The 21,486-nt window shown below is 61.6% G+C and carries 21 protein-coding genes and 1 pseudogene; 10 read left to right on the top strand and 12 right to left on the bottom strand.

The features are described from left to right. The first annotated feature begins 1 nt into the window (after position 1). Positions 2-1,771 carry a ribosome biogenesis/translation initiation ATPase RLI gene (locus MEFOE_RS10440; protein ID WP_067051846.1) on the top strand — a complete coding sequence of 590 codons (1,770 nt, stop codon included), beginning with the start codon at positions 2-4 and terminating at the stop codon, positions 1,769-1,771. A gap of 122 nt (positions 1,772-1,893) precedes the next feature. On the opposite strand, the pseudogene MEFOE_RS10435 reads toward MEFOE_RS10440, so the two are convergent. The 4 genes and pseudogenes from MEFOE_RS10435 to MEFOE_RS10420 all read right to left on the bottom strand — a co-directional run. Next, positions 1,894-2,433 (bottom strand): annotated as a pseudogene (locus MEFOE_RS10435) (flavodoxin family protein); the annotation flags it as partial. Positions 2,434-2,599: 166 nt separating this feature from the next. After that, positions 2,600-2,791, bottom strand: coding sequence for a hypothetical protein (locus MEFOE_RS10430; protein ID WP_067051841.1), 192 nt, complete (start codon positions 2,789-2,791; stop codon positions 2,600-2,602). A 129-nt stretch (positions 2,792-2,920) separates the two neighbouring features. After that, the gene (speB, locus tag MEFOE_RS10425; protein WP_067051839.1) at positions 2,921-3,787 is read right to left on the bottom strand and encodes an agmatinase; all 867 of its coding nucleotides are present in this window, start codon (positions 3,785-3,787) and stop codon (positions 2,921-2,923) included. 45 nt (positions 3,788-3,832) lie between these two features. Further along, complete coding sequence (locus MEFOE_RS10420; protein WP_067051837.1) at positions 3,833-4,213, bottom strand: translation initiation factor IF-5A; 381 nt, start codon at positions 4,211-4,213, stop codon at positions 3,833-3,835. Positions 4,214-4,280: 67 nt separating this feature from the next. On the opposite strand from MEFOE_RS10420, the gene MEFOE_RS10415 reads away from it, so the two are divergent. From MEFOE_RS10415 to MEFOE_RS10405, 3 genes are all read left to right on the top strand, one after another. After that, positions 4,281-5,057 carry a bifunctional fructose-bisphosphatase/inositol-phosphate phosphatase gene (locus tag MEFOE_RS10415; protein ID WP_067051835.1) on the top strand — a complete coding sequence of 259 codons (777 nt, stop codon included), beginning with the start codon at positions 4,281-4,283 and terminating at the stop codon, positions 5,055-5,057. Between the two features lie 5 nt (positions 5,058-5,062). Beyond that, positions 5,063-5,881 (top strand): NAD(+)/NADH kinase, encoded by an 819-nt coding sequence (locus MEFOE_RS10410; RefSeq protein ID WP_067051834.1) that lies wholly within the window; start codon positions 5,063-5,065, stop codon positions 5,879-5,881. Between the two features lie 76 nt (positions 5,882-5,957). Continuing rightward, entirely contained in the window at positions 5,958-6,668 is a 711-nt protein-coding gene (locus tag MEFOE_RS10405; protein WP_067051832.1) for a DUF169 domain-containing protein, read from the top strand. A 347-nt stretch (positions 6,669-7,015) separates the two neighbouring features. Here MEFOE_RS10405 and MEFOE_RS10400 read toward each other — a convergent pair whose 3' ends face one another. From MEFOE_RS10400 to MEFOE_RS10385, 4 genes are read right to left on the bottom strand one after another with little or no spacing between them, the layout of a single operon-like run. Continuing rightward, positions 7,016-7,474, bottom strand: coding sequence for a hydrogenase maturation protease (locus MEFOE_RS10400; protein WP_235809610.1), 459 nt, complete (start codon positions 7,472-7,474; stop codon positions 7,016-7,018). Positions 7,475-7,499: 25 nt separating this feature from the next. Continuing rightward, positions 7,500-8,381: a glycine betaine ABC transporter substrate-binding protein gene (locus MEFOE_RS10395; protein WP_067051829.1), complete on the bottom strand. Its 882-nt coding sequence runs from the start codon at positions 8,379-8,381 to the stop codon at positions 7,500-7,502. Between the two features lie 23 nt (positions 8,382-8,404). After that, complete coding sequence (locus MEFOE_RS10390) at positions 8,405-9,256, bottom strand: ABC transporter permease (protein ID WP_067051827.1); 852 nt, start codon at positions 9,254-9,256, stop codon at positions 8,405-8,407. Beyond that, positions 9,253-10,473: a quaternary amine ABC transporter ATP-binding protein gene (locus tag MEFOE_RS10385; RefSeq protein WP_067051825.1), complete on the bottom strand. Its 1,221-nt coding sequence runs from the start codon at positions 10,471-10,473 to the stop codon at positions 9,253-9,255. Before MEFOE_RS10385 ends, MEFOE_RS10390 begins: the two co-directional genes overlap by 4 nt. Positions 10,474-10,800: 327 nt before the next feature. On the opposite strand from MEFOE_RS10385, the gene MEFOE_RS10380 reads away from it, so the two are divergent. Genes MEFOE_RS10380 through MEFOE_RS10370 form a run of 3 tightly spaced genes read left to right on the top strand, consistent with a single transcriptional unit; the run spans position 10,801 to position 13,380 of the window. Continuing rightward, positions 10,801-11,292: an ACT domain-containing protein gene (locus MEFOE_RS10380; RefSeq protein ID WP_067053216.1), complete on the top strand. Its 492-nt coding sequence runs from the start codon at positions 10,801-10,803 to the stop codon at positions 11,290-11,292. Beyond that, complete coding sequence (locus MEFOE_RS10375) at positions 11,292-12,278, top strand: homoserine dehydrogenase (RefSeq protein ID WP_067053219.1); 987 nt, start codon at positions 11,292-11,294, stop codon at positions 12,276-12,278. Before MEFOE_RS10380 ends, MEFOE_RS10375 begins: the two co-directional genes overlap by 1 nt. Next, positions 12,262-13,380: a helix-turn-helix domain-containing protein gene (locus MEFOE_RS10370; protein ID WP_067051823.1), complete on the top strand. Its 1,119-nt coding sequence runs from the start codon at positions 12,262-12,264 to the stop codon at positions 13,378-13,380. The genes MEFOE_RS10375 and MEFOE_RS10370 overlap by 17 nt, the downstream gene beginning before the upstream one ends. Before the next feature lie 51 nt (positions 13,381-13,431). Here the strand turns inward: MEFOE_RS10370 and MEFOE_RS10365 are convergent, their stop codons facing one another. The 4 genes from MEFOE_RS10365 to MEFOE_RS10350 are packed head-to-tail and all read right to left on the bottom strand — an operon-like array spanning position 13,432 to position 18,125. Continuing rightward, positions 13,432-13,944 (bottom strand): hypothetical protein, encoded by a 513-nt coding sequence (locus MEFOE_RS10365; protein ID WP_067051821.1) that lies wholly within the window; start codon positions 13,942-13,944, stop codon positions 13,432-13,434. Between the two features lie 42 nt (positions 13,945-13,986). After that, positions 13,987-14,967, bottom strand: coding sequence for a TIGR00341 family protein (locus MEFOE_RS10360; RefSeq protein ID WP_067051819.1), 981 nt, complete (start codon positions 14,965-14,967; stop codon positions 13,987-13,989). A gap of 19 nt (positions 14,968-14,986) precedes the next feature. Then, positions 14,987-16,048, bottom strand: coding sequence for a magnesium/cobalt transporter CorA (gene corA / locus MEFOE_RS10355; RefSeq protein WP_067051814.1), 1,062 nt, complete (start codon positions 16,046-16,048; stop codon positions 14,987-14,989). Between the two features lies 1 nt (position 16,049). After that, complete coding sequence (locus MEFOE_RS10350) at positions 16,050-18,125, bottom strand: acetate--CoA ligase family protein (protein WP_067051811.1); 2,076 nt, start codon at positions 18,123-18,125, stop codon at positions 16,050-16,052. A 105-nt stretch (positions 18,126-18,230) separates the two neighbouring features. On the opposite strand from MEFOE_RS10350, the gene MEFOE_RS10345 reads away from it, so the two are divergent. From MEFOE_RS10345 to MEFOE_RS10335, 3 genes are all read left to right on the top strand, one after another. Then, positions 18,231-19,193 (top strand): EF-Tu/IF-2/RF-3 family GTPase, encoded by a 963-nt coding sequence (locus MEFOE_RS10345; protein ID WP_067051809.1) that lies wholly within the window; start codon positions 18,231-18,233, stop codon positions 19,191-19,193. Positions 19,194-19,544: 351 nt separating this feature from the next. Continuing rightward, positions 19,545-20,393, top strand: a complete 849-nt coding sequence (locus MEFOE_RS10340) for a hypothetical protein (RefSeq protein ID WP_067051808.1) — start codon at positions 19,545-19,547, stop codon at positions 20,391-20,393. Positions 20,394-20,448: 55 nt separating this feature from the next. Beyond that, entirely contained in the window at positions 20,449-21,459 is a 1,011-nt protein-coding gene (locus MEFOE_RS10335) for a hypothetical protein (RefSeq protein WP_067051806.1), read from the top strand. Positions 21,460-21,486 lie beyond the last annotated feature (27 nt).

The following is a 21,486-nucleotide window of genomic DNA, read 5'->3' as shown; positions in this document are numbered from 1 at the left end:
CATGCGAATCGCCGTCGTCCACAAAGATAACTGTCATTCAAAGAAGTGCGGACAGGAGTGTATCATCTACTGTCCGCGGGTCAGAAGCGGGGACGAGACCGTCGTCCTCGATGAGGAAGGAAAGGCGGTCATCTCCGAGGAACTCTGTGCCGGATGCGGCATCTGCGTCAAAAAGTGTCCGTTCGGGGCGATCGATATCGTGAACCTCCCGGAGGAACTGGAACAACCCACTCACCGGTACGGGCCGAACGCCTTCGTGCTGTACGGCCTCCCCATCCCTGTCGAGGGGAAGGTGACCGGCATTCTCGGCCCGAACGGTATCGGGAAGTCCACGTCCATCCAGATCCTCTCCGGCCAGATGCAGCCGAACCTGGGGATCTTTGACGCCACCGTCTCCTGGGACGAGATCATGAAGAGGTTCACCGGGACCGAACTCTTCGATTACCTGAAGCACATTTCGGGGAAGGAGATCAAGGTGGCGGTGAAGCCCCAGTACATCACCCTCATACCGAAGGCCTTCAAAGGGACGGTGCATGACCTTCTGGCAAAGACCGACGAGAGGGGGGTGCTCGGCCACCTCACCGCGGAACTCACCCTCGACTCCATCCTGGACCGCGACATCCAGAACCTCTCCGGCGGTGAACTTCAGAGGGTGGCGATCGCCGCCTGTCTGGCGCGGGACGCCGATTTCTACTTCCTCGACGAGATCACTCCCTACCTCGACATCTACCAGAGGATGGCGACGGCCAACCTGATCAGGGAGGTCGCGGAGAAGAGGCCTGTCGTGATCGTCGAGCACGACCTTGCGATCCTGGACATGCTCGCCGACACGGTCCATGTCGCCTATGGCAAACCGGCGGTCTTCGGCGTGATCACCGGGCCGAAGGGCGTGCGTGTCGGGATCAACGAGTACCTCGAAGGGTACCTGCCCGAGGAGAACGTCCGCTTCAGGGACTCGGCCGTCGTCTTCGAGAAACGGGCCCATGCCGACGAGACGAGGCGGGAACCTCTCTATACCTTCCCGCAGATGTCCAAGCACTATGACCGCTTCCACCTCGACGTGAAGGGCGGCGAGATCCGGAAGGGCGAGGTGCTCGGCCTTGTCGGTCCGAACGGCATCGGGAAGTCCACCTTCGCAAAACTCCTCGCGGGCGTGGAGGAACCTGACGGTGGTGCCCTCGACGAGAAGATTGCCATCTCGTACAAGCCCCAGTACGTGAAGGCCGACTCCACCGACACGGTGGAGTTCACCCTGCGCCAGATCACCCGGCGTTTCGACACCTCGTACTACCAGCACGAGGTGCTCGACCCTCTCGGCCTCCGGCAGATCCTCCAGTCGCCCCTGGACACCCTATCGGGCGGCGAACTCCAGAGGGTGGCCATCGCCGCCTGCCTCTCCCGGGAAGCCGCCCTCTATATCCTCGACGAACCGAGCGCCCACCTCGACGTGGAGCAGAGGATGAGCCTGGTGCGGGTGCTCAAGCACCATGCCGAGGGGAAGGAGTGCGGCGTCATCGTCATCGACCATGACATCTACCTCATCGACATGATCTCCGAGCGCCTCGTCGTCTTCGACGGCGAGCCCGGTGTTGCCGGCGAGGCGAAGGGGCCGTTTTCGATGCGCGACGGCATGAACCTCTTCCTTTCGCGCCTTGGCGTCACCTTCAGGCGGGACAAGAGCGGCCGGCCCAGGATCAACAAGCCCGAGTCGTACCTCGACCGGGATCAGAGGTCGAAGGGCGAGTATTACTACGCTCAGGCCGAGGAATAAACAAAAGAGTGTCGGGGAGTTCGATGGACTCCTCTCGTTTTCAAATAAGATGGTTTTGCCGGGTCATTTTATTTTTATCTACACACTCATATCGTCAATCATTGCTCATCTCTCTCAGAACATCAGGACTTTTTTGCCTGCTCACGAGTTTTCAGGAGCCATGCCATGTTCTTCCCCGCATCTTTTGCCCGCATCAGGCCTTCCTCGTCTTTAAGAACCTCCCCGATCTCTTTTCCGACACCGACAACGGGGAATCCCGGGACTGTCATCCCGCCTATGAGCAGGAAATGCAGAAGGGTGTCAAGGGTATGGAACGTGCCGCTCCGCCGCACCGCGACTGCGGCCTGCGCCACCTTGCGCTGGTAGAGTCCCCCGTTTGCCAGGGATACAAGGCCCGCCCGGTCGATCAGGGCCTTCATCTCGGCTGTGACATCGGTGAAGTAGACCGGCGAACCGAGAATGATGCCGTCCGCTTCGACCATCCTGTCGATGCAGTCGTTGACACAATCATCATCAAAGACGCAATGCCCGTCTTTTTTCTCAAAACATTTCATACAGGCAGTGCATCCCCGTGCAACGCGTCCGCCGAGGTATATCTCTTCGGTTTCGATCCCCTTATCCCTGAGTTCTTCGAGCATATGCCCGATAAGGATGGAAGTGTCCCCCTTTTTCCGGCAGGCGCGTCATACACTCTATCTTTCCAGAACCGGTTTTCAGTCAATTGTGTGCGTCTCCATGAATTGATCCGTGCAGCAGGAGGCAGTGACGAACTGGGGAATGAGGACGAAGACCGCACCGAGGAGGGACTTGCGGCCCATTTCCAAGGCGCTATAACGCTCTTTGTAATCGGGAGTGGCCGTCGACGTCGGTGTCGATGAGGTCCGGGTCGCTGGTGTGCCGGTTGCCGAAGCCGTCGAGGAACCCGTTCGTCTCGTCGTCGTCGAGCAGGCCGTCCTCTTCCAGGTCGTCGTTGTTCAGGGTCGCGGTGAGGGTGGTCGTCCGGTCCGTCTCGATCGTCACGGTGGCGGTAAACGGGGCGTAGCCCGGAGATCCCCGGCAGAACGCTGATGCTCTTCATCTTTTGTGGGAACACCTGAAGAAGAGTACCATCTCTGAGAAGTGAAGAAGAAAAGATCAAAAAGAGGGGGCTTAGAGCCCCTCAATCCCGGCCTCGTGCCAGGCGATGAATTCCCTGATCAGTTTTGCCGCCACCGCCGCGGTCTGGCCAGCGTCGATCGGGCAGACCTCGACATAGTCGAATCCCGACGCCCGCGCTGCAAAGGCCCGCACCACGCTCCTGAGATCGCGGGTCGTGATCCCGAAAGGTTCGGGCGTCCCGAGACCGGGAGTGAGACAGCAGTCGACCGCGTCCGCGTCGATGGAGAGATACAGACTCCGGTCGCCGATGATCTCCTTGATATCCCTGATCACCGCCGCAATGCCCCTCTCCGCGACATCGTCGGCCGTGTACATGTGGAGTCTCTCCGACTCCGCGACGAGCTCGAACTCCTCTGCAGGTCCGCTCCGCGCCCCGATGATGAAGATATCCTCCACGCCGAGGTCCATCACCCGCCGCGTCGCGCAGGCGTGGTTCCACTTCGTCCCGCCGAACTCGTCGCGCAGGTCCAGGTGGGCGTCGCAGACGACATAGCACGCGGGCTTCACAGCCTCGACCGCACCCGGCGTGACCGTGTGCTCACCGCCGATCAGTATCGGCACCTTGCCGTCCTGCACGATCATGGCGGCCGTCTCCCGCACCTGGTCCACGACGAGGTCGGGGAGAGAGAGCACCTCAAGGTCGCCGAGGTCGCAGACGGCAACGTCCCCAAGGTCGATACCCGGGTCAGGAATATAGGTCTCGAAGTTGAACGAGACTGCCCTGATCGCGCCGGGTGCGTCGCGGGAACCTGCCCTGTACGAGGATGTCCCGTCATACGGCGCCCCGAAGATCACATAGCCGGCGTCGGCATACTCTGCTCCGGCGTCGGCAAAAAGAGTATTTAGGAAAACTTCCATGAATGCTCCTCCTGAGCACCGCTCCGGCCAGACGGCCGTGCAGGCTCAGAAGTCCAACTTCTTCTTCCCGAGGGCCTCGATGTACTGGACTTCCTCGCCAGCCTTCATCTCGGCGGCCTTGTCCTCAGGGACCTCAATCTCAAACATGGTGAAGTCCTTGACGTCCATCATCTGGACGGTGGTGCCCGCGACAGAGATGACCTGCCCGACCTTCCGCTCGACGACAGGCACGTACACCTTCGTCGATACCGGCTGGACGATCGAGCGCTTCTGGCCGTCAAAGATGCCGACGACATCGATACGGGCCTTGGCCGCACCGTGCTTGCCGGGCTTTGAGGTTGCAATCCCAAGGATTTTGCAGGGCTCATCATCGACCACAACATAGCGGCCTTCCTTTAACTTACCAGTCTCAGTCTGTTCCTTCATTGAGTTCACGCTCGCAGTAGTAATTTATCATGACGGCCATAGATAAATACAACGCACGTGAGTTTGCATGGACTTCATCAGGTGGTGCGAAAATCTGGCCGGGATAGTCGAGGATGCCACCCGGGATCTTGCTGGCAGTCCCGAGGGCGGAAAGTATATCCGGATGGGCGCAGACGGCACCCCGACCGAGCGGATAGATCAGGTCGCGGAGGAGTGCGTTATCGCTGCCCTCAAGGACGATCCCTTCTGCCGCCGCCTCATCTCCGAGGAAGCTGGCAGCGTCGATGTCGGCGGAGAGAAGGGGACGGTCTACCTCGACCCCATCGACGGCACCTACAATGCAGTCCATGGCATCCCGTTCTACACTATCTCCATCGCCTATGGCGAGGACGGCGTCCTGACAAAGGGATTTATCCGGGACCTCTGCACTCACGAGTCCTTCTGGGCGGAGAAGGGGAAAGGGGCCTTCCTCGACGGGAAACCCATCCATGTCTCGAATACGTCCCTGCTTGAAGACAGCGCACTCTCGGTCTACGGGAGGAAGTTCGACCCGGCCTCGGTGCTCAGGATCGGGCAGAAGATCCGGCGGTGGCGGCTGCTCGGGGCTTCGTCCCTCGAACTCGCCTATGTCGCCGCAGGCAGGCTCGACGGCTTCGTGGACGTCAGGAACACCCTCCGTATCATCGACGCCGCCGCAGGGATCGTTCTCTGCGAGGAAGCAGGGGGGACGGTGACAGGACTGGAAGGAAGCCCGGTCGCCTTCCCCGACGAGGTGAGCATCGGGCGGTGCCTGGTGGCCACGAACGGCGTCCTCCATAACAAGATCATCGAATACCTGAGGTAACAGACGTGAAGGCCATCCTGATATCCCGTATAGACCGGCCAGATGTGCTCGACTATGCCGTCGAGATAGAGAGGCTCCTTCTTTCGTACGGTTATCATGTGGCTCTGGAAGGGAGCACCGCCATCGCCCTCGGAAGAGACGGGGAAGGGGAGTGGCTCGACGAGACCGATGCCGACATCGTCGTCGCCGTCGGGGGGGACGGCACTGTCCTCCTGGCCGTCAGGAGGATGAAGAGGCAGATCCCGATCATCGGGATCAACAAAGGGCATGTGGGCTTCCTCGCCGACCTCGAGTCCTCCGAGGCGCAGGCATTCTTCAGGGACCTGCAGAGGAAGATGAGACTCGAAATGCGGATGCGCATCGCCCTCAGTGCGGGGGGAGAACCCCTGGGCACGGCCCTCAACGAGGCGGTGATCGTCACCGAACGCCCCGCGAAGATGCTGCGGTTCACCGTCGTCATCGACGGCATCGAGGTCGAGGAGTTCAGGGCCGACGGTCTGGTCATCGCCACGCCGACCGGTTCGACGGCCTATGCGATGAGCGGCGGGGGGCCCATCGTCGACCCGAAGTTCGACGGCTTTCTCCTCGTCCCTCTCGCACCCTACATGCTCTCTTCACGGCCCCATCTCATCGAGAGCAGCAGGGACCTGCGGATCAAGCTTGAAAGCGATAAACCGGCTCAACTCGTCTTCGACGGCAGAGGGAGCACGACACTTATGGACGGCCTCGATATCTCGGTGAAAAGGGCCGACGCACCGGCAATCTTCATCGACGCCGGGAAAAATTTCTTCCTGAAGGTTCGCGAGAAACTTCATAGCCTATAATATTCTTGATATATTTGCTGGCAGGCACATTTTTATGGTTCATGGAGGAGAGGAGTAGACTACAGGAGGAACAAAAATGAGTGACATACGGACGAAAATCGATTATGCGGCTGCTTCTGAGGCTCTGAAGAAAAATCTCAATTTATCGCACTCGCCGGTGGCCGTCGGGTTCGTGCAGTCGAAGGAACAGATCCCCGCGGGGATGGAGGAACTTTCCGAGACCACCCGCCACTGTCAGATGGTCAACCTCGCCCGGAAGGAGGGGAAGGTCTTCTACGCCACCGCGGAGAAGCACGCCTGCCAGGGCGGTGCCTGGGCCCTCGGCCTGAAGGCGATCACGCCGAGCCTGAAGAGCGGGGAGTTCTACTTCAAGCTCGGCAAGTTCGACACCTGGGGGGCCTGCAAGCGGACGATCGATCAGATCCCGCACATGGAGTCGGGGCTGACCTATGCGACGATGTATGCCCCGCTCGAAAAGACGCCCTTCACCCCGACGGTCGTCCTCATCGTGGCCGAGCCGCGGGTGATGCTCAAACTCGCCCAGAGCGTCCTCTACAAACTCGGCGGCAGGATCGAGTCGAACTTCGCCGGCATCCAGTCGGTCTGCGCCGATACGACCGCCCAGACCTACCTCAACGGCAAGGTGAACTTCTCCCTGGGCTGCGACGGGTCGCGCAAGTTCTCCGGCATTGCAGACGGCGAGATGGTCATGGGCATCCCGGTCGAACTCCTCCCTGATATCGCCGCGGCGCTCCCGGTCGTCACCGGCGCTCCCGGGTCGATCTGAAACTTTTTTCTTTTTTTTCAGTTCTTCGAATCGATGGTGCCAGGATATGAGCGATAGGCATCGAATCCCACCCCCCCACCCCCGCCACCGCAAGGCAGGATAGGGGGTGGATCGGTGCCGGGGAAACCATATCCGGGATAATCCTGAGTGCGGGTGCGAGCATCAGCGAGCTTGAGAAAACCGTAGGTTTTCGAGGGTTGCAGGGGGCGGCAGCCCCCTGTCTCAGAGATTGTCTTCATCTCACAGAAGATCGAATCCCTTCCCCCACCCACACCCCCGCACATCAGGAGGAGGGCAGATCGGTACCTGGAGAGATTATATCCAGAACTATCCTGCGTGCGGAAGGTTCACTCTCCGCCCTCATCCCCTTCCTTCACCGCGCGGACCACCGCCTCGCATGCGGCCGGGACTGCGGCCTGCACCTCAGGGGTCATCTCGTCTGAGAATGCCTCGATCTCTCCCCCCTCGATCCCGACGATGACCACCTCGGCCATGACCCCTACCTCGCGGGCGAAGGCGACCGCCTCCGCGATCCCGAGGTCGTGGAGGGACATCGGGAAGACCGACGACGGAGGCACCTCATGGAAGACCCGGACCTCGCCCGGTGTTGTTCCCATCCCTGTCATCGCGTCGACGATGACGACGCGGTCGCAGTCCTCCATCAGGGGTATGAGCCCGAAGCCGCCGAGACCGCCGTCGACAATATCGAGTTCCGGGTGTCTTGCAGAGAGACGCTCCATCACGGCGTGGCCGACACCGTCATTGCCCATATAGGGGTTGCCGCAGGCGATGACTCTGACCTTCATCAGAAAAAAGAGGGGCTCTGGAGTATTATGCCTTCCCGAGCCAGGCGTCGACCTGGTCAGGATGGGCATCGATCCACGTCTGTGCGGCGTCCTCGTGGGACATGCCGCCCTCGATGTCGAGCATCACCGACCCCATGTCGTCCGGTGTCCAGGAGAAACGCTTCAGGATTGCATAGGCCTCGGGATCGTCCTCTGCAAGCCCCTTCCGGGCAAGAGTACCGATGTACTCCTCGCCGCCGTAGACTCCCTTCGGGTCGTCGAGGTACTTCAGGTCCCAGCGGGCGAACTTCCAGTGCGGAGTCCACCCGGTGACAACGACCCATTCCTCCCTGTCGACGGCCTTTTTCAGGGCCGCGGTCATGCCGGCACCTGAACTGGAGATGAGTTCATAGTCGAGGCCATACACATCGACTGCGTCCTCGGTCGTCTTCATGACCCCGGCACCCGCGTCGATGCCCACGATCTTCCCGTCGAACCTGTCCTTTACACCGTTCATCTCCTCAATCGAGTCGATGGTCACATAGGCCGGGACAACGAGACCAATCTTCGCGCCTTCGAGGTTCTTGCCGACCAGGTCGAACTGGTCCCCGAACCTGTCCATGTAGGCCTTCTGCGTCCGGGGAAGCCAGGCCGAGACGGTGCAGTCCACATCGCCGCTGGCGACGGCCTGGTAGAGGGGTGCGGCGTCGACAGCAGTGATGGTGACCTCATAGCCCGCCTTCTCGAAGACCTGCTTGAGCACGTTGGTGCTCGCGATCTCTGAGTCCCAGAGGACGTAGCCGATGGAGATCGATTTCTGTTCTGAAGGCTGTGCTCCTCTGTCTCCGGTGCAGCCGGCGGTGAGGACGAGTGCGGCGGCCACGAGGCCGACCAGAATACATACGATTGTTTTGCTGTTTTTTATCATACTATCAACTCGGGAAAATGTTTTTATCGTTCTGTACGCGCGGGTGCCAGGCTCTGGGTCACCCGGTCGAGGATGATCGCGATGATCACGATCGCAAGGCCGCCCTCGAAACCGAGGCCAATGTCGAGGCGCTGGATGCCCTCCAGCACCGTGTAGCCAAGACCCTGGGCCCCGATCATGGCGGCGATCACCACCATCGAGAGAGCCATCATGATACACTGGTTGATGCCGGCCATGATCGTCGGCAGGGCGACAGGCAACTGGACCTTGATCAGTTTCTGCCTCTCGGTGGTCCCGAAGGCGTCGGCGAGTTCGGTCAGTTCCCCGGGCACCTGCTGGATCCCGAGAGTGGTGAGCCTGACCACAGGCGGCATCGCAAAGATGACGGTGGCGATCATGCCGGGCACGTTGCCAAGGCCGAAGAAGACCACCGCGGGAATGAGGTAGACAAAGGCCGGCATCGTCTGCATGAAGTCGAGGCCCGGCTTGACGATCCTGTGCGCCGTCTCAGAGCGCGCCGCAAAGATACCTGTCGGTATCCCGATGAGAAGCGCAAAGAGCGTGGCCACCAGGACCAGCGCAAGCGTTTCCATTGCAAGGGGCCAGAGGTGCAGGTCCCAGATAAGGAGGAGGCCGATTGCGGAACCGACGGCGAGTCTGGTGTTGCGTTTCGTGACAAGCCATATGAGAACCGACGCCACGACAATGAAGACCGGCGGCGGCAGGACGAGGAGGAGGGACTTCATCCCGCCGATGATCGCGTCCAGCCCGTCGCTGATCCGGTCCAGGGCGACGGCGAAGGTGATCTCGATCCACTCGACGAGGGCCTCGACCGCATCGCCGAGCGGGAGCTTCGGGAGGTCGAAGGAGGTCATACGCACTCCTCCTCACCGTTGCCGGCGACGGCCAGGGCGGCAAGGAGAGAACCCCTGACAATGACACCCTTGAGTCGGTTGCAGGCGTCGACGACTGCAACGGGATACTGGCTTGTGGCCACGAGGCCCAGCAGGTCGCGGACAGGCGTCCCGGGGCTCGTGACCGGGGTGTCGGTGATCAGGATCTCCTCGATGTTCGTCTTCTTTGCCCGTGCCGCTGCGACGGCATCGTCGACGGTCACCAGGCCCCTCAGGACCTTTCCTTTCCCGACAACGAAGATTGTCGAGATCCCGTGCTCTTCCATCAGTTTCAGGGCGACCCTGGGGCCGGAAATGATCGATACAACAGGTTCGGGAGGCTTCATGACGCCTTCCGCGGTGAGCACTCTGGTCCTGTCGACGCCGGCGACAAAACTGGCCACATAGTCGTCGGCCGGCGAGGTGAGGATCTCCTCGGGCGTACCGACCTGCACAATGCATCCGTCCTTCATCAGGGCGATCCTGTTCCCGAGTTTGAGGGCCTCGTCGAGGTCGTGGGTGACAAAGACGATCGTCTTCGAGAGGTCATTCTGGAGGTCGAGGAGTTCGTCCTGCATTCCTGTCCTGATAATGGGGTCGAGGGCGCTGAATGCTTCATCCATCAGGAGGACGTCGGGGTCGCTGGCAAGGGCGCGGGCCAGGCCGACCCGTTGTTTCATGCCACCGGAGAGTTCGTCGGGCGTGCTCTCCTCGTAGCCGGCAAGGCCCACCATCTCGATGGTCTTTCCTGCCTTTTCGATCCTTTCTCCCTCGGGCATCCCCTGCACCTCCAGTCCGAAGGCGACATTCTCGATGACGCTCCTGTGGGGGAGGAGGGCGAAGTTCTGGAAGACCATGCCCAGTTTCTTCCGTCTCACCTCCCTGAGGGCGCCCTCCTCAAGAGAGGCGATGTCGGTGCCGTCGATGAGGATCTCCCCGTGGCTTGGTTCGATGAGGCGGTTGATGCACCGGAGAAGAGTGGACTTTCCCGAACCCGAGAGACCCATGACCACAAAAATTTCACCTTCGTCGACAGAGAGGTTCACGTCCCTGAGGCCGACGGTCTGCCCGGTTTCCTCCAGGATTTCGTGTTTTGTCTTCCCTTTTCTGAGAAGGGAAACGACTTTTTCCGGATGTTTTCCAAAAATATTATATAACGATCTGATTGTAATTTTGGGTTTAACCATCTCCTTATTCATGAAAGCCTCCGCTATGCGGTCTTCAAAACCCCCTTGAGGGCAGGGAATCTCTAATGCCCGGACAATACCGGCAGTCCTGCCAAACCCCGCATGAATCAACGTTGAACGCCGGAATAGGGCGCCCAAAACAAGACGATACTTGCATTCACGCGGTAAGCAGGAGCTGATTGTGCTGGTCAGTCATACTTCTGCGGTCATATCATAAATATATTTTTCATTTGATATGTCGAGGGTGAAGGAAAGGGCGGTTTGTCCGTGATCGATCGGAATAAAAGGCTTATCTTTTCGGCGCGAGAATACTACACCGGTGGTTTGGTGCAGGTATCCATGAAGATAGAGGTGAAGGACGCCCCCGGCCAGCTGGTGGCCGCCCTCAGGCCGATCTCCGATGCCGGCGGGAACATCATGGCCGTGATCCACGAGTGGGACCCGACGCTGAGGCCGAAGACCAGGATCGTCCAGGTCGTTCTCGACCTGCCCGAGGAACGCCTCGACGGCCTGATCACGACTCTCAAGGCCGCAGGGGTGACCATCCTCAGGCTGGGAGAGGAGCGTCTCCTCCTGAAGCGGAGCGTCATCATGATCGGTCACCTGATGCACACCGACCTCTCCGACACTGTCGGCCAGATCGACCGGACCGGGTACGCCGAGGTCGTCGAGATGCATATGACGATGCCGGGGATCGCCCAGAGGTCGTCGGCCCTCCTCACCATCTCCGCGACAAACCGGGCGCACATGGACGAGGCTGTGAAGATCCTCCGCATGGTGGCGAAAAAGAAGGACCTCCTCCTCGTCGAACCCCTGGAGGAGGTGGCATGATGCGGGTCGCCATTCTCGGTCTCGGGTCTGTGGGACGGGGCGTCGCTTCGATGCTCGCCAGGAAGGGCCTTGGTATCACGGTCACCGGCATCGCCGACTCGAAGAGCGGGATCTCCGACCCTGCGGGTATCGACGTCGCCGCGGTGCTTGAAAAGAAGGCGAAGACCGGCCTCTGCGGCGACCAGGCCGTGACGGCACGGACGATCGCGGAGGGGGGCGAGTACGACGTCCTCGTCGAGGTGACGCCCACCGACGTGGAGACCGGCGAACCGGCCCTCACCCATATCAGGGCGGCCCTCTCGATGGGCAGACACGTCGTCACCTCGAACAAGGGGCCGATGGCCCTCCACTTCAGGGAGTTGACGGCCCTGGCAGAGGAGCACGGCGTGCAACTCAGGTACGAGGCGACGGTCTGCGGGGCGATCCCGATCATCCAGACCCTCCAGCATGGCCTTGCCGGCAACACCGTCCACGCGATATATGGCGTCATGAACGGGACCTGCAACTATATTCTCACCAGGATGGCGGACGAGGGCCTCACCTACGACCAGGCCCTTGCCGAGGCGCGGGAACTCGGTTATGCCGAGGCCGACCCCACCTTCGACGTGAAGGGGATCGACACCGCCCTCAAACTGGTCATCCTCGCCAATACGATCTGGAATAACGGCGTCACCCTGAAGGACGTCGAGTGCACGGGCATCGACCTCCTGACCGCGGAGGCGCTGACCCTTGCCGGGAGCCAGAACTCTACCATCAGGCTCATCGGCGAGGTGGTGCCGGAGAAGAGGCTGCTGCGGGTCTCGCCGCGCATCCTCCCGAAGAAACACCCCCTCGTCGTCCGCGACACCCTGAACGCGGTGACGGTCGTCACCGATATGGCCGGGGCGATCACCGAGGTCGGAAAGGGGGCGGGGTCGGTGGAGACGGCGAGCGCCGTCATCGGCGACCTGCTCTTCATCAAGAACTGTCATGTCACGGGTCATTGAGAAGAGGCGGGACATTCTCGCCCTGATGCGGAGTTCGACTCTCGAAAATGGGCATTTCACGGTGCAGGAGATCGCGGAGGGGAGCGCCCTGCCGCGGAGCACGGTGCAGGACTGGGTGAACCGTCTCCTCGACGAGGGGTGTATCGTCCAGAAGGAGGAGAGGCGTGGGCGGCACCCGGCCGCGTATGCCGTCGCCTCGGCCCTCCCTGCGAGCGCGTGCCGGCGGATCTTCACGACTGTCGACGGCGAGCGGGTGGAGTGCTACCATGAGTGCCTGAGCAGCGGGTGCGCCGCCTTCTGCGCATACCACCATGGCCGGGCAGGCGGGGCGCTCGTCCATGTGCAGAGGGACGGCACTCTCCTGCGGGAGTGCGGCACCCTCACCGAGCACGAGGTGGAGATCGGCCTCCCGCCGCGGCCGGCCGTGGGCGTGGTCGGGATCAGGCGGGAGGGGGACGAGATCGTGCAGAGGATCCGGTGCACCGGCGGCCCGGCCTACTCCCTCACCGACCAGATGGCCGAGGCCGAGGGGGTCTGCTCGGTCAAGACCAGGAAGGTCGGCGGCGGGATCGTCGAGGGCGAGGTGCGGACGCGGGCCCTCGTCCTGGTCGGGATCGGCGTCGACGACACCGACAGTGCCGAGGGCGGGGCGACCTTTGCCCTGGCCCTGGCCCTCCTCCAGCACCTCAGCACCCTGGACGGTGTGATCCCGATCGGCCACAGGGTGGCGATGCTCAAGCCCGACCTGCCGGAGAGGACGGCGGGCAATTCGTGCAGTTATATCGAACTTGCCGCGGACCCGGCTGCCTGCCCCGGCATCGCGGAGAGGGCCCGCCGTTTCGTCGCCGCCGAGGCCCTCTCCCCCGAATGGGGGATCGCCCTCAGGCACGGGTTCTGCCCTCTCCCCGAATTGCGGGCCTTCGGTGCCCGCGCGAGGGCCGAGGTGGTCACCGTCGAGGAGGCGCGAGAAGTCGCCACCCGGAACGGCGTTCAGGTCTGCGGCGGCCGCGGCGTGATCGGGGCCCTCGCCGCGGTGGCCCTGCGCGGCCTCCCGAACAGGATCCTCCTCGACCCGTTCGCGCCGGTGAATCGGGCGCCGTGAGAGAAGGGAAAAATTCCGCTCCTCGTCGCGGTCGCCCAATGCCGTGTGCTGTTACAGATTCCTTGCGGCGCCCCCCGAACCGGCAAGTCTCCGTGTCACGGTAATGATTTCTTCAATCCCCCCTCTGTCTGCGAATCCCGACACTCTCCACCTGACCGTTCCCTCCTGGTCGAGGAGGTACAGGTAGGCACGGGAGGGATCGTCCATCCCGAGCACTTTTCTGATCCGCTTCGTGTTCTCAAAGACGGTGATGATAGAGCCGTACTTCGCAGGGTCGATGCCCTCCCGCATCCCCGCATTGATCACGCCCCCGAGAAAGAGTTCGTTCTCTTTCTCGATCACCGGCACCTCATAGAATGCGATCTTCGGATCGCCCGCAAACTCCTCCTCAAAAGGCGTCCGCCACGAGTCGATCATGGACTGGGCCCCCCTCTGCACGGCCACGGCGATCAGGGCGACCATCCCCTTCAGGTCTTTGGGCAGGATCACCTTCCTCCCTTCGAGAGTATGCCCGGAGAGAAGGGGAAAACGCGCCTCGACAACCTCTGCTGATATCCCGGCCATAGGTGCCGGACGACACCATGTGATATAGGGTTTCTCACCATCTCAGATCGGCGGGGTGGAGAGGAGGATGCTCAGCCCGAAGAGGAGGGCGATCAGGATGATAATGAGGACGGCCGTCCGTGCGATGTACTTTTTCGCGGCGATCTGCTCGTAATATTCCCGCGGGCCGATCCGCAGGGAGAGTGTGGCGATCAGGGCCCCGGCCATCATGCCGATGACGTTCTCCAGGACGAGCACGGTCGAGGGAAGGAGGCTTTCCCTGATGAGAACCAGGGAGATGCCCATCACGGCCGTCGGGGGCAGGAGGGCGGCGGCGATCGCGACGCCCGCGATGAGGTCGGACATCCCGCGGGCGAGGGCGAGCACCGAGGCGAAGCCGAGGAGGACGGCCATGACGATGTAGATCGGGCTGACGACGGTGCGGGAGAGGATCTCCGGCGTGAGGGAGAGGGGCGTCACAAGGTGGAGGAGGTAGGTCGTCGCGGCCGAGAGGGTGAAGACACAGGAGAGGAGCGCTGCAAGGACAAGGATGCTCTGGAGGCCGTCACGCACCTTCCCGATCGAGATGTTGATCGCGAAGCCGTAGATGGGCCCCAGGATCGGGGAGAGGAGCATCGCCCCGATGATCACCGCCACATTGTTGAGAAAGAGGCCGGTCAGGGCGATGATCCCGGCGATCGATGTGAGGACGAGTTTTCCTGCGTCGAGCCTCTGGTACGGCCGGGTGGTGTCGAGGAGTTCCTCGATCGGGGTCTTTTCCGGCTGCTCCGTCTTCTCCTCGACCCTCTTGAGGTACGGCGAGATGACGAAGTCAGGCGAGGAGACCTCGATGAGGTTCTCCCGATAGCGCAGGTCGAGGAGGGGCCTGACTTTCTCGATGAAGGAGTCGAGGTCGTTGTCCGGGAGAAAGAGTTTGACCTCATAGATCCCGTCCTCCTGCAGGACCACATGGTGGATCCCTTCGAGGAGGGGGGCAAGATTCTCGTAGTCCTCCTTTCGTGCGTTGATCAGGACTTTCTTCACGTCTGTCTCTCCTCCAGTATTATATCCACTTTTTCCTCCTGAAATAGAAAAGCATGCCGAGGGCGACGGCGGCCATCAGGGCGAGGGAGGAGTGGTAGCCGAACTCCCACTCCAGTTCGGGCATCTGCCTGAAGTTCATGCCGAAGACGCTCGCGATGAAACTGAGGGGGATGAAGATGGTGGCGATGATCGTCAGCACCTTCATCACCTCGTTCATCCTGTTGCTCGTGCTCGACAGGTAGATGTCGAGCATCCCTGCCCCCATGTCCCGGTAGGTCTCCAGCGCTTCGATCACCTGGACGGTGTGGTCGTAGACGTCCCTGAGGTAGACCTTTGTCTGGTCGGCGAAGAGGGGCGAGTCCGTCCTCTCAAGGGAGGATATCACCTCCCTCAGCGGCCAGATCCGTTTCCTGAGGTACAGGAGATCGCGCCGCACCCCCTGGATCGCCCTGATCACGCCGGGGTCCGGGTCCTCGATGAGGACGTCGTCCACCGCCTCGATCTTCTCGCCGAAGGTCTCCATCACCGTGAAATAACTGTCCACGATAGTGTCGACGAGGGCGTAGGCGAGGTAGTCGGCGCCGGGTCGCCGCGCCCGCCACTTCCCCGCCCGGATCCGCTCCCGCACGGGATCGAAGACGTCGCCCTGTCTTTCCTGGAAGGAGATGACGGAGTTCCTGCCGAGGACGATGCTGATCTGCTCGTCCACCAGGTCGCCGTCTGCCGAGTAGCCGATCATCTTCAGGATGATAGAGACCGTCCCGTCGTACTCCTCGGTCTTCGGCCTCTGCTCGGTGTTGAGGATGTCCTCCAGGACGAGGGGGTGGAGGCCGAAGATCTCTCCGATCCTCCCGATGACGGCAGTGTCCTTGAGGCCCGTCACATTGATCCAGGTGACAGACTGCCTCTCCAGGTAGGGGAGGACGGCGTCGACGCCGATGCCGGCCTCCTCCCTGATCTCCTCCCCGGTGTAGTCGATGACGGCGATCTCCGTCGTCTCCTGCCCTGCGTCCCCGACATAGACGAGAGATCCCGGGGGGAGACCTGCCTTCTCCGAGCGTCTCCGTGCGGTGCCGTCCATCTCAGTCGCCCCTTCCGGTGTCGCAGGGGGGTGCCGCCCCCTTCCCCCGCCGTCCCGAAGCGAGGACCGTCCCGACGGCCCTGAAGGCGTCCTCGATCTCGGGGAAGTTCGGGACGCAGTGGTCTTTCAGGATACGCACCGCGCCTTTCATGCTCTCGCCGCCGAGGAGGCAGCAGACGACCATCTTGTCGGTGTTCCGGGAGAACCTGACGATCTCGTGGGCGAGTTCGACCGGGTTCAGGACGGCCGAGGGGACGCTGACGACGCATGCGACGTCCCAGAGGTCCTGACGCGCGATCATGACGTCAAAGACGCGGGCGAACCGTGCGGCCCCGCCGTCACCGATGATGTCCATCGGGTTCGTCCTGTTCCAGATCGGGGGGAGGAAGGCGTCGAGGGCGTCGATGACCCCGGCGGGGAGCGGTGGGAGGGGGACGCCGTGCTTCTCCGCGTAGTCCGCCGCCAGGACGGCAAAACCCCCGGCGCCCGAAATGACGACGCACCTCTCGCCCGTGGGATAGCCCTCCGACGCCAGGAGTTCGCCGAGCTGGAAGGCCTCTTCGAGGGAACCGGCGAGGAGTATCCCGGCCTCCCTGAAGGCGGCGGCATAGACGGCGTACGACCCGGCAAGGGAACCGGTGTGAGAGGAGGCCGCCGCCTTCCCTCTCTCGGACGCCCCCGACTTCACGGCGATGACCGGCACCTCGGGGGTCACCGCTTTCGCCGCCTCCAGGAAGCGCCGGCCGTCCCTGACCTCCTCGACGTAGAGGATGACGGCCCGCGTCCCGGGCACGGCGGCAAGGGCCGGGAGGAGGTCGGCAAAACCGAGGTCGGCCTGATTGCCGACGCTGACGACCGCGGAGAAACCGATGCCCGCGGGGATGCTCCAGTCGGCGACTGTCGTGATGACGGCGCCGCTCTGGGAGAGAAAACCGATGTGGCCGGGCTTCGGGGTGATGGGGTCGAAGGTGGCGTTGACCTTTTCGGCCGGGAGGATGATCCCGAGGCAGTTTGGCCCGAGCACCCTGATGCCTGTCGTGGCCGCGATCCTCTTCACCTCCTCCTCCCTCTCCTTCCCCTCCGCACCGCTCTCCAAGAACCCCGCGGAGATGATCACGGCGAGGGGCACCCCCTTCTCCGCGCACTCGCGGAGGACGGCGGGGACGACCGGCGCCGGCACCGCCACGACGGCGATGTCCACCGTATCGGGGACGGCGAGGACCGAGGGGTAGGCCATCCGCCCGAGGACGGTCGCATGCTTCGGGTTGACGGGCCAGAACTTTCCCGGGAAGGAGAGGAGGTTCCTTGCCAGGGCGTACCCCACCTTCCCGGGTTCGGGGGAGGCACCGATGACGGCGACGGACGCCGGTGCCGGGAGGGAGAAGGGCGGTCTTTCCGTGGCCTCCGCCGCCACACGTTTTTCCTCCCGGCAGAGGATCCTCGCGTCCACCGCGCACGCCCCCTCCACCCTGAGGACGAGAGGGTTGATGTCGAACTCCGCGACCCTCTCCTCCGCCATGAACATCCGGGCCGCGCTTGCGACCGCCGCAACGAGCGCTTCTTCGTCGAGGGGCGGCATGCCGCGGTAGCCCTTGATGAGGGGGTAGCCCCTGATACCGCGGACCATCTCCCTGATCCTCTCCTCGTCTGCCGGGAGGACGGCGAAAGCGACGTCTCTCAGGAGTTCGACGAGGACGCCGCCCGACCCGAAGGTGAGCACCTTCCCGAACGCGGGGTCGGTCACCCCGCCGACGATGAACTCCCGCCCGCCTCCGACCTCTTCCTCGACGATCACGCCCTCGATCGCGGCGCCGGGGCAACGCCCGGCGACGGCGGTGACGATTGCGTCGTACGCCTCCATCGCCTCCCCGCGGCTCCGCACGCCTGTCCGCACCCCTCCCGCGTCGGACTTGTGGGCGATGTCGGGAGAGACGACCTTGACGACGACCGGGTAGCCGATGGCGTCGGCCGCGTCCGCCGCCCCCTCTCTGTCCCCTGCAACGGCATGGCGGGGCACCGGGATGCCGTACGTCGCCAGGAGGGCGTAGCCCTCCGCTTCACCGAGTCGCCGGGTCATGTGCCTGCACCTCCGCGGTCAATCGGTGCCCGGCTATAAACGTCTGTCGTCATGATCCCGCCCCCTTCGAGAAGCATTATCCCCCTCTCACGCCAATATCCTTGTATGGCGAACCTTACTGTAGCGGTATTCGGCCCTGCAGGATACGCAAAGGACCTCGGAAAAAAGGGGACGAGCACCGACATCACCTTCTACAACCTGAAAAAGGGTGCGCACACGGTGACGTTCATCGAACCGACCCGGTACCCTGAGCGTCTCGCCCCGCTCTTCTACGCCGCGACCCTTGCGGACGCGGCTGTTGTCGTCGTCGACGCCCTGAACGCGACCTTCGGCGAGTACCTGCTCATGCTCCAGGCGGCGGGCGTGAAGAAGGGCTACTTCGTCCTCCGCAACTATCTCACGCCCGACCAGATCAGGCCCCTCCTGAAGGGGACGGTGCTCGCGGAGTACGAGTGCGTCGAGGACGACCTCGTCGACCTGCGCGAGCGCCTCCTTGAGCAGACAGAGCAGACCGCGATCGAGCGCTCCCTTGCCGACCCGAAGAAGACCTGCGTCGTCCCGATCGACCACTTCTTCAATGTCCGCGGCATCGGGACCGTGATTCTCGGGTGCGTCGCGGACGGCCACCTGCGCAAGCACGACACCCTCAAGGTGCTCCCGACGGCGAAGACAGCACTCGTGCGGTCGGTCCAGAAACACGACGAGGACTTCGAGGAGGCGGAGACCGGCGACCGCGTCGGCCTTGCCCTCAAGAACGTCGAGGCTGAAGAACTCGACCGGGGCTATGTCCTCACAAACGACTCCTCCCTGCGGTGTGCGACCTCCGTGACCGGCACCCTGGACCTCGTGCCCTTCTGGAAGACGCCGATCACCGAGGGCATGGTCCTCCATGTCGGTCACTGGATGCAGTTCATCCCCTCCCGCGTCACCGCGGCCGCGGCCGACGGACGGTCGGTGAAGATCTCCCTCGAACTCGAAAAGGACCTGGTCTATATGCCGGGGTCGAAGGCGGTCGTCACCTACCTCGAGGGCGGGAACCTGCGGGTGGCGGGGACTCTCACCCTGTAATACTCTTTTTTTGGAAATAAAGAGAAGTTTCGAACACTCTTTCTCGAAATATTCAATGTTTTTCAAGCTCCCTTTTTTCGCACCTCCTAATCTCCCATCATTGAGATAGGGGGAAGAACGGCGGACCTCATCAGAGTGTAGAATCCTTCCCCCGTCCTATCCTGATAGCGGGGGCCCGGGGGCGTCAGTCCCCCGGTGGAGAGTCTTTGGGAAGGTCGAGGGGTCAGCACGGATCTCCACGTCATCGGGAGGAGCACAATCTGAGAATGAGAAATTCAACAAATCCAAATAATCCCTCATCCAAAAGACAAACGAGCATCTATAAATCGTACCATTATAAAATTACGCCCCATGGCGAACCTCCTGGACATTCTCAAGAAAATCGTCCTTGCAGTAATCATTCTGATCGTCATTCTGGTCGTTGTCTTTGTATTGATCCTGGGATATTTCAGCGTGTCCGCACCCGAAAGTGCACACTCGGCCTATATCTACGAACTCACTCTCTCCACGACCGGGCCTCTGGAGAATGCAACTCTTCTGATCCCCCTTCCTTCCTATTACAAGGCGGAGTCCGGGAAAAATGAGACAGTCGTCGATATCTCCCGTCTCAGTTTCACGAATTTCGACAGGGAAAATATCTCAGCACTGATCGAGGAGGTGAACGGCGTCCCGATGCTGAAGATCTCGGCCGACCGGATCAGTCCCGTTTACAAAAATCGTATCACACCGATCCCGATCATGCCGGGACAGGACGAGTCCGAACTCCCGCAGCCGACCCATATCTATTCGGATCGATATTCCGAAGAGACACCTGAGCGTGTCGAGATGGAGATGCGTATGTACGACACCTCTGTCGACCACGAGATCGATACAAAGACGCCGGTCGGAAAAGAGCCCCTCTTCATGCCGTACCGGATCACCGACACTATCAGCGGTCCCGACAGCGCCATGTACGGGGACTACTACGTGAGCGCCGGGTCTTCAGGATACGTCTTCGAGACGCCCTTCATCCTCTCCTATACCGCGGATGACGAGAATGTCCTCACCATCTCCTCCGAATTTCATGCGACAAACCAGTGGTGGATAGGGGGCTGGCAGTCGAATTCATACCGGGAGAGGATGAGGCACGAATTTCAGGGAGGGTGCAACGGCACGTATCAGGTGACGGGCGTTTTGATTACCGGGGAAGGGGTGTACTGATATAAAACACAACAACTTTCGCAAAGAAACGAGAAAAACCCCCAGTAATGAAAATATGATCGAGATTATTCTTTTTCTCGGATTTCTCCTGGCCCCGGCAGTCCTGTACGGGATCTTCGAACGACTGCCCTCCCCTCGCCTGAGTGCTCTGATGCCCGTCATCCTTGCTCTCGCCCTCTCGGTGATCGTACCGCGGTATTACCAGTTCCAGGTCGCCGGCCCCGAGGCATTGGCCGGCACTCTGACGATCGTCGCCGTGCAGGTTCTCGGCATTCTGACGCCCCTCCCCCTCGTTGCGGAGAGGTTCGGCAACTGGAGGAAGTACCTTCTGATCACCGCAGTCTCGGCGAGTTCCTTTTTATTCATATTCCTGCTCGGTTTTGCAGGGGACTTCAACGTGTCGCCCGTCTCCGAAGCAGCACTTCAGGCCGGGACCATCGTTCCGTTCTTCTTTTCATCGAGGTTGATATTGACATTCCTTCTGTTCCTGATCATGTCCGCATCGATATGCGGTTTTATCCTCCTCATTTTCTTGATCCGAGAGGATTACCCCGATGTTATGTCTACTATTGGCTGGGTGAGCGCGGCCGTGGTCCTTGCACCGTTGCTATACGTCGCGGACTGCTTTTTCATCGCAGCCCTTGCCGCCGTCTGGTGCCATCTGACGGCGTCCGTCCGTCACCCCTGGTTTTCTCTCGCATTCCCGATACTGCTGGTGCTTCCGGTCTCTTTTCTTCTGACACGCTCTGAAATACTCATCGACCTGTACGATACACCGCTCCTTGTCCTGCTGCTCTCCAGTGTGATCATCTCCCTCGGGATGGCGGCCGCCTTCGAGGCACTCGGATCTCTTCGTCTCTCCCGATTCAACCGGACGATCAATATCCTGCTGGGAGCGGCATCGGTCGCGATGATCGACCTGATTCTGAAATATACCGGCTATCCCGACCTCTTCATCGTGATCCCCGACCACCCCCTGGCCGGTTTTGTTCTCGTCGGCATCATCGTCGCCTCTGTCCTGGTCCTCGGAGGAAGGGTTGTACCGGGGTGCGACCGCCGGGCGTGAGGACGAGTTGTTTTGAAGGACGGTCGG

The organism is Methanofollis ethanolicus (genome assembly GCF_001571385.1).
Taxonomy (GTDB): Archaea; Halobacteriota; Methanomicrobia; order Methanomicrobiales; family Methanofollaceae; genus Methanofollis; species Methanofollis ethanolicus.
This window is presented reverse-complemented; position numbering and strand designations above follow the sequence as displayed.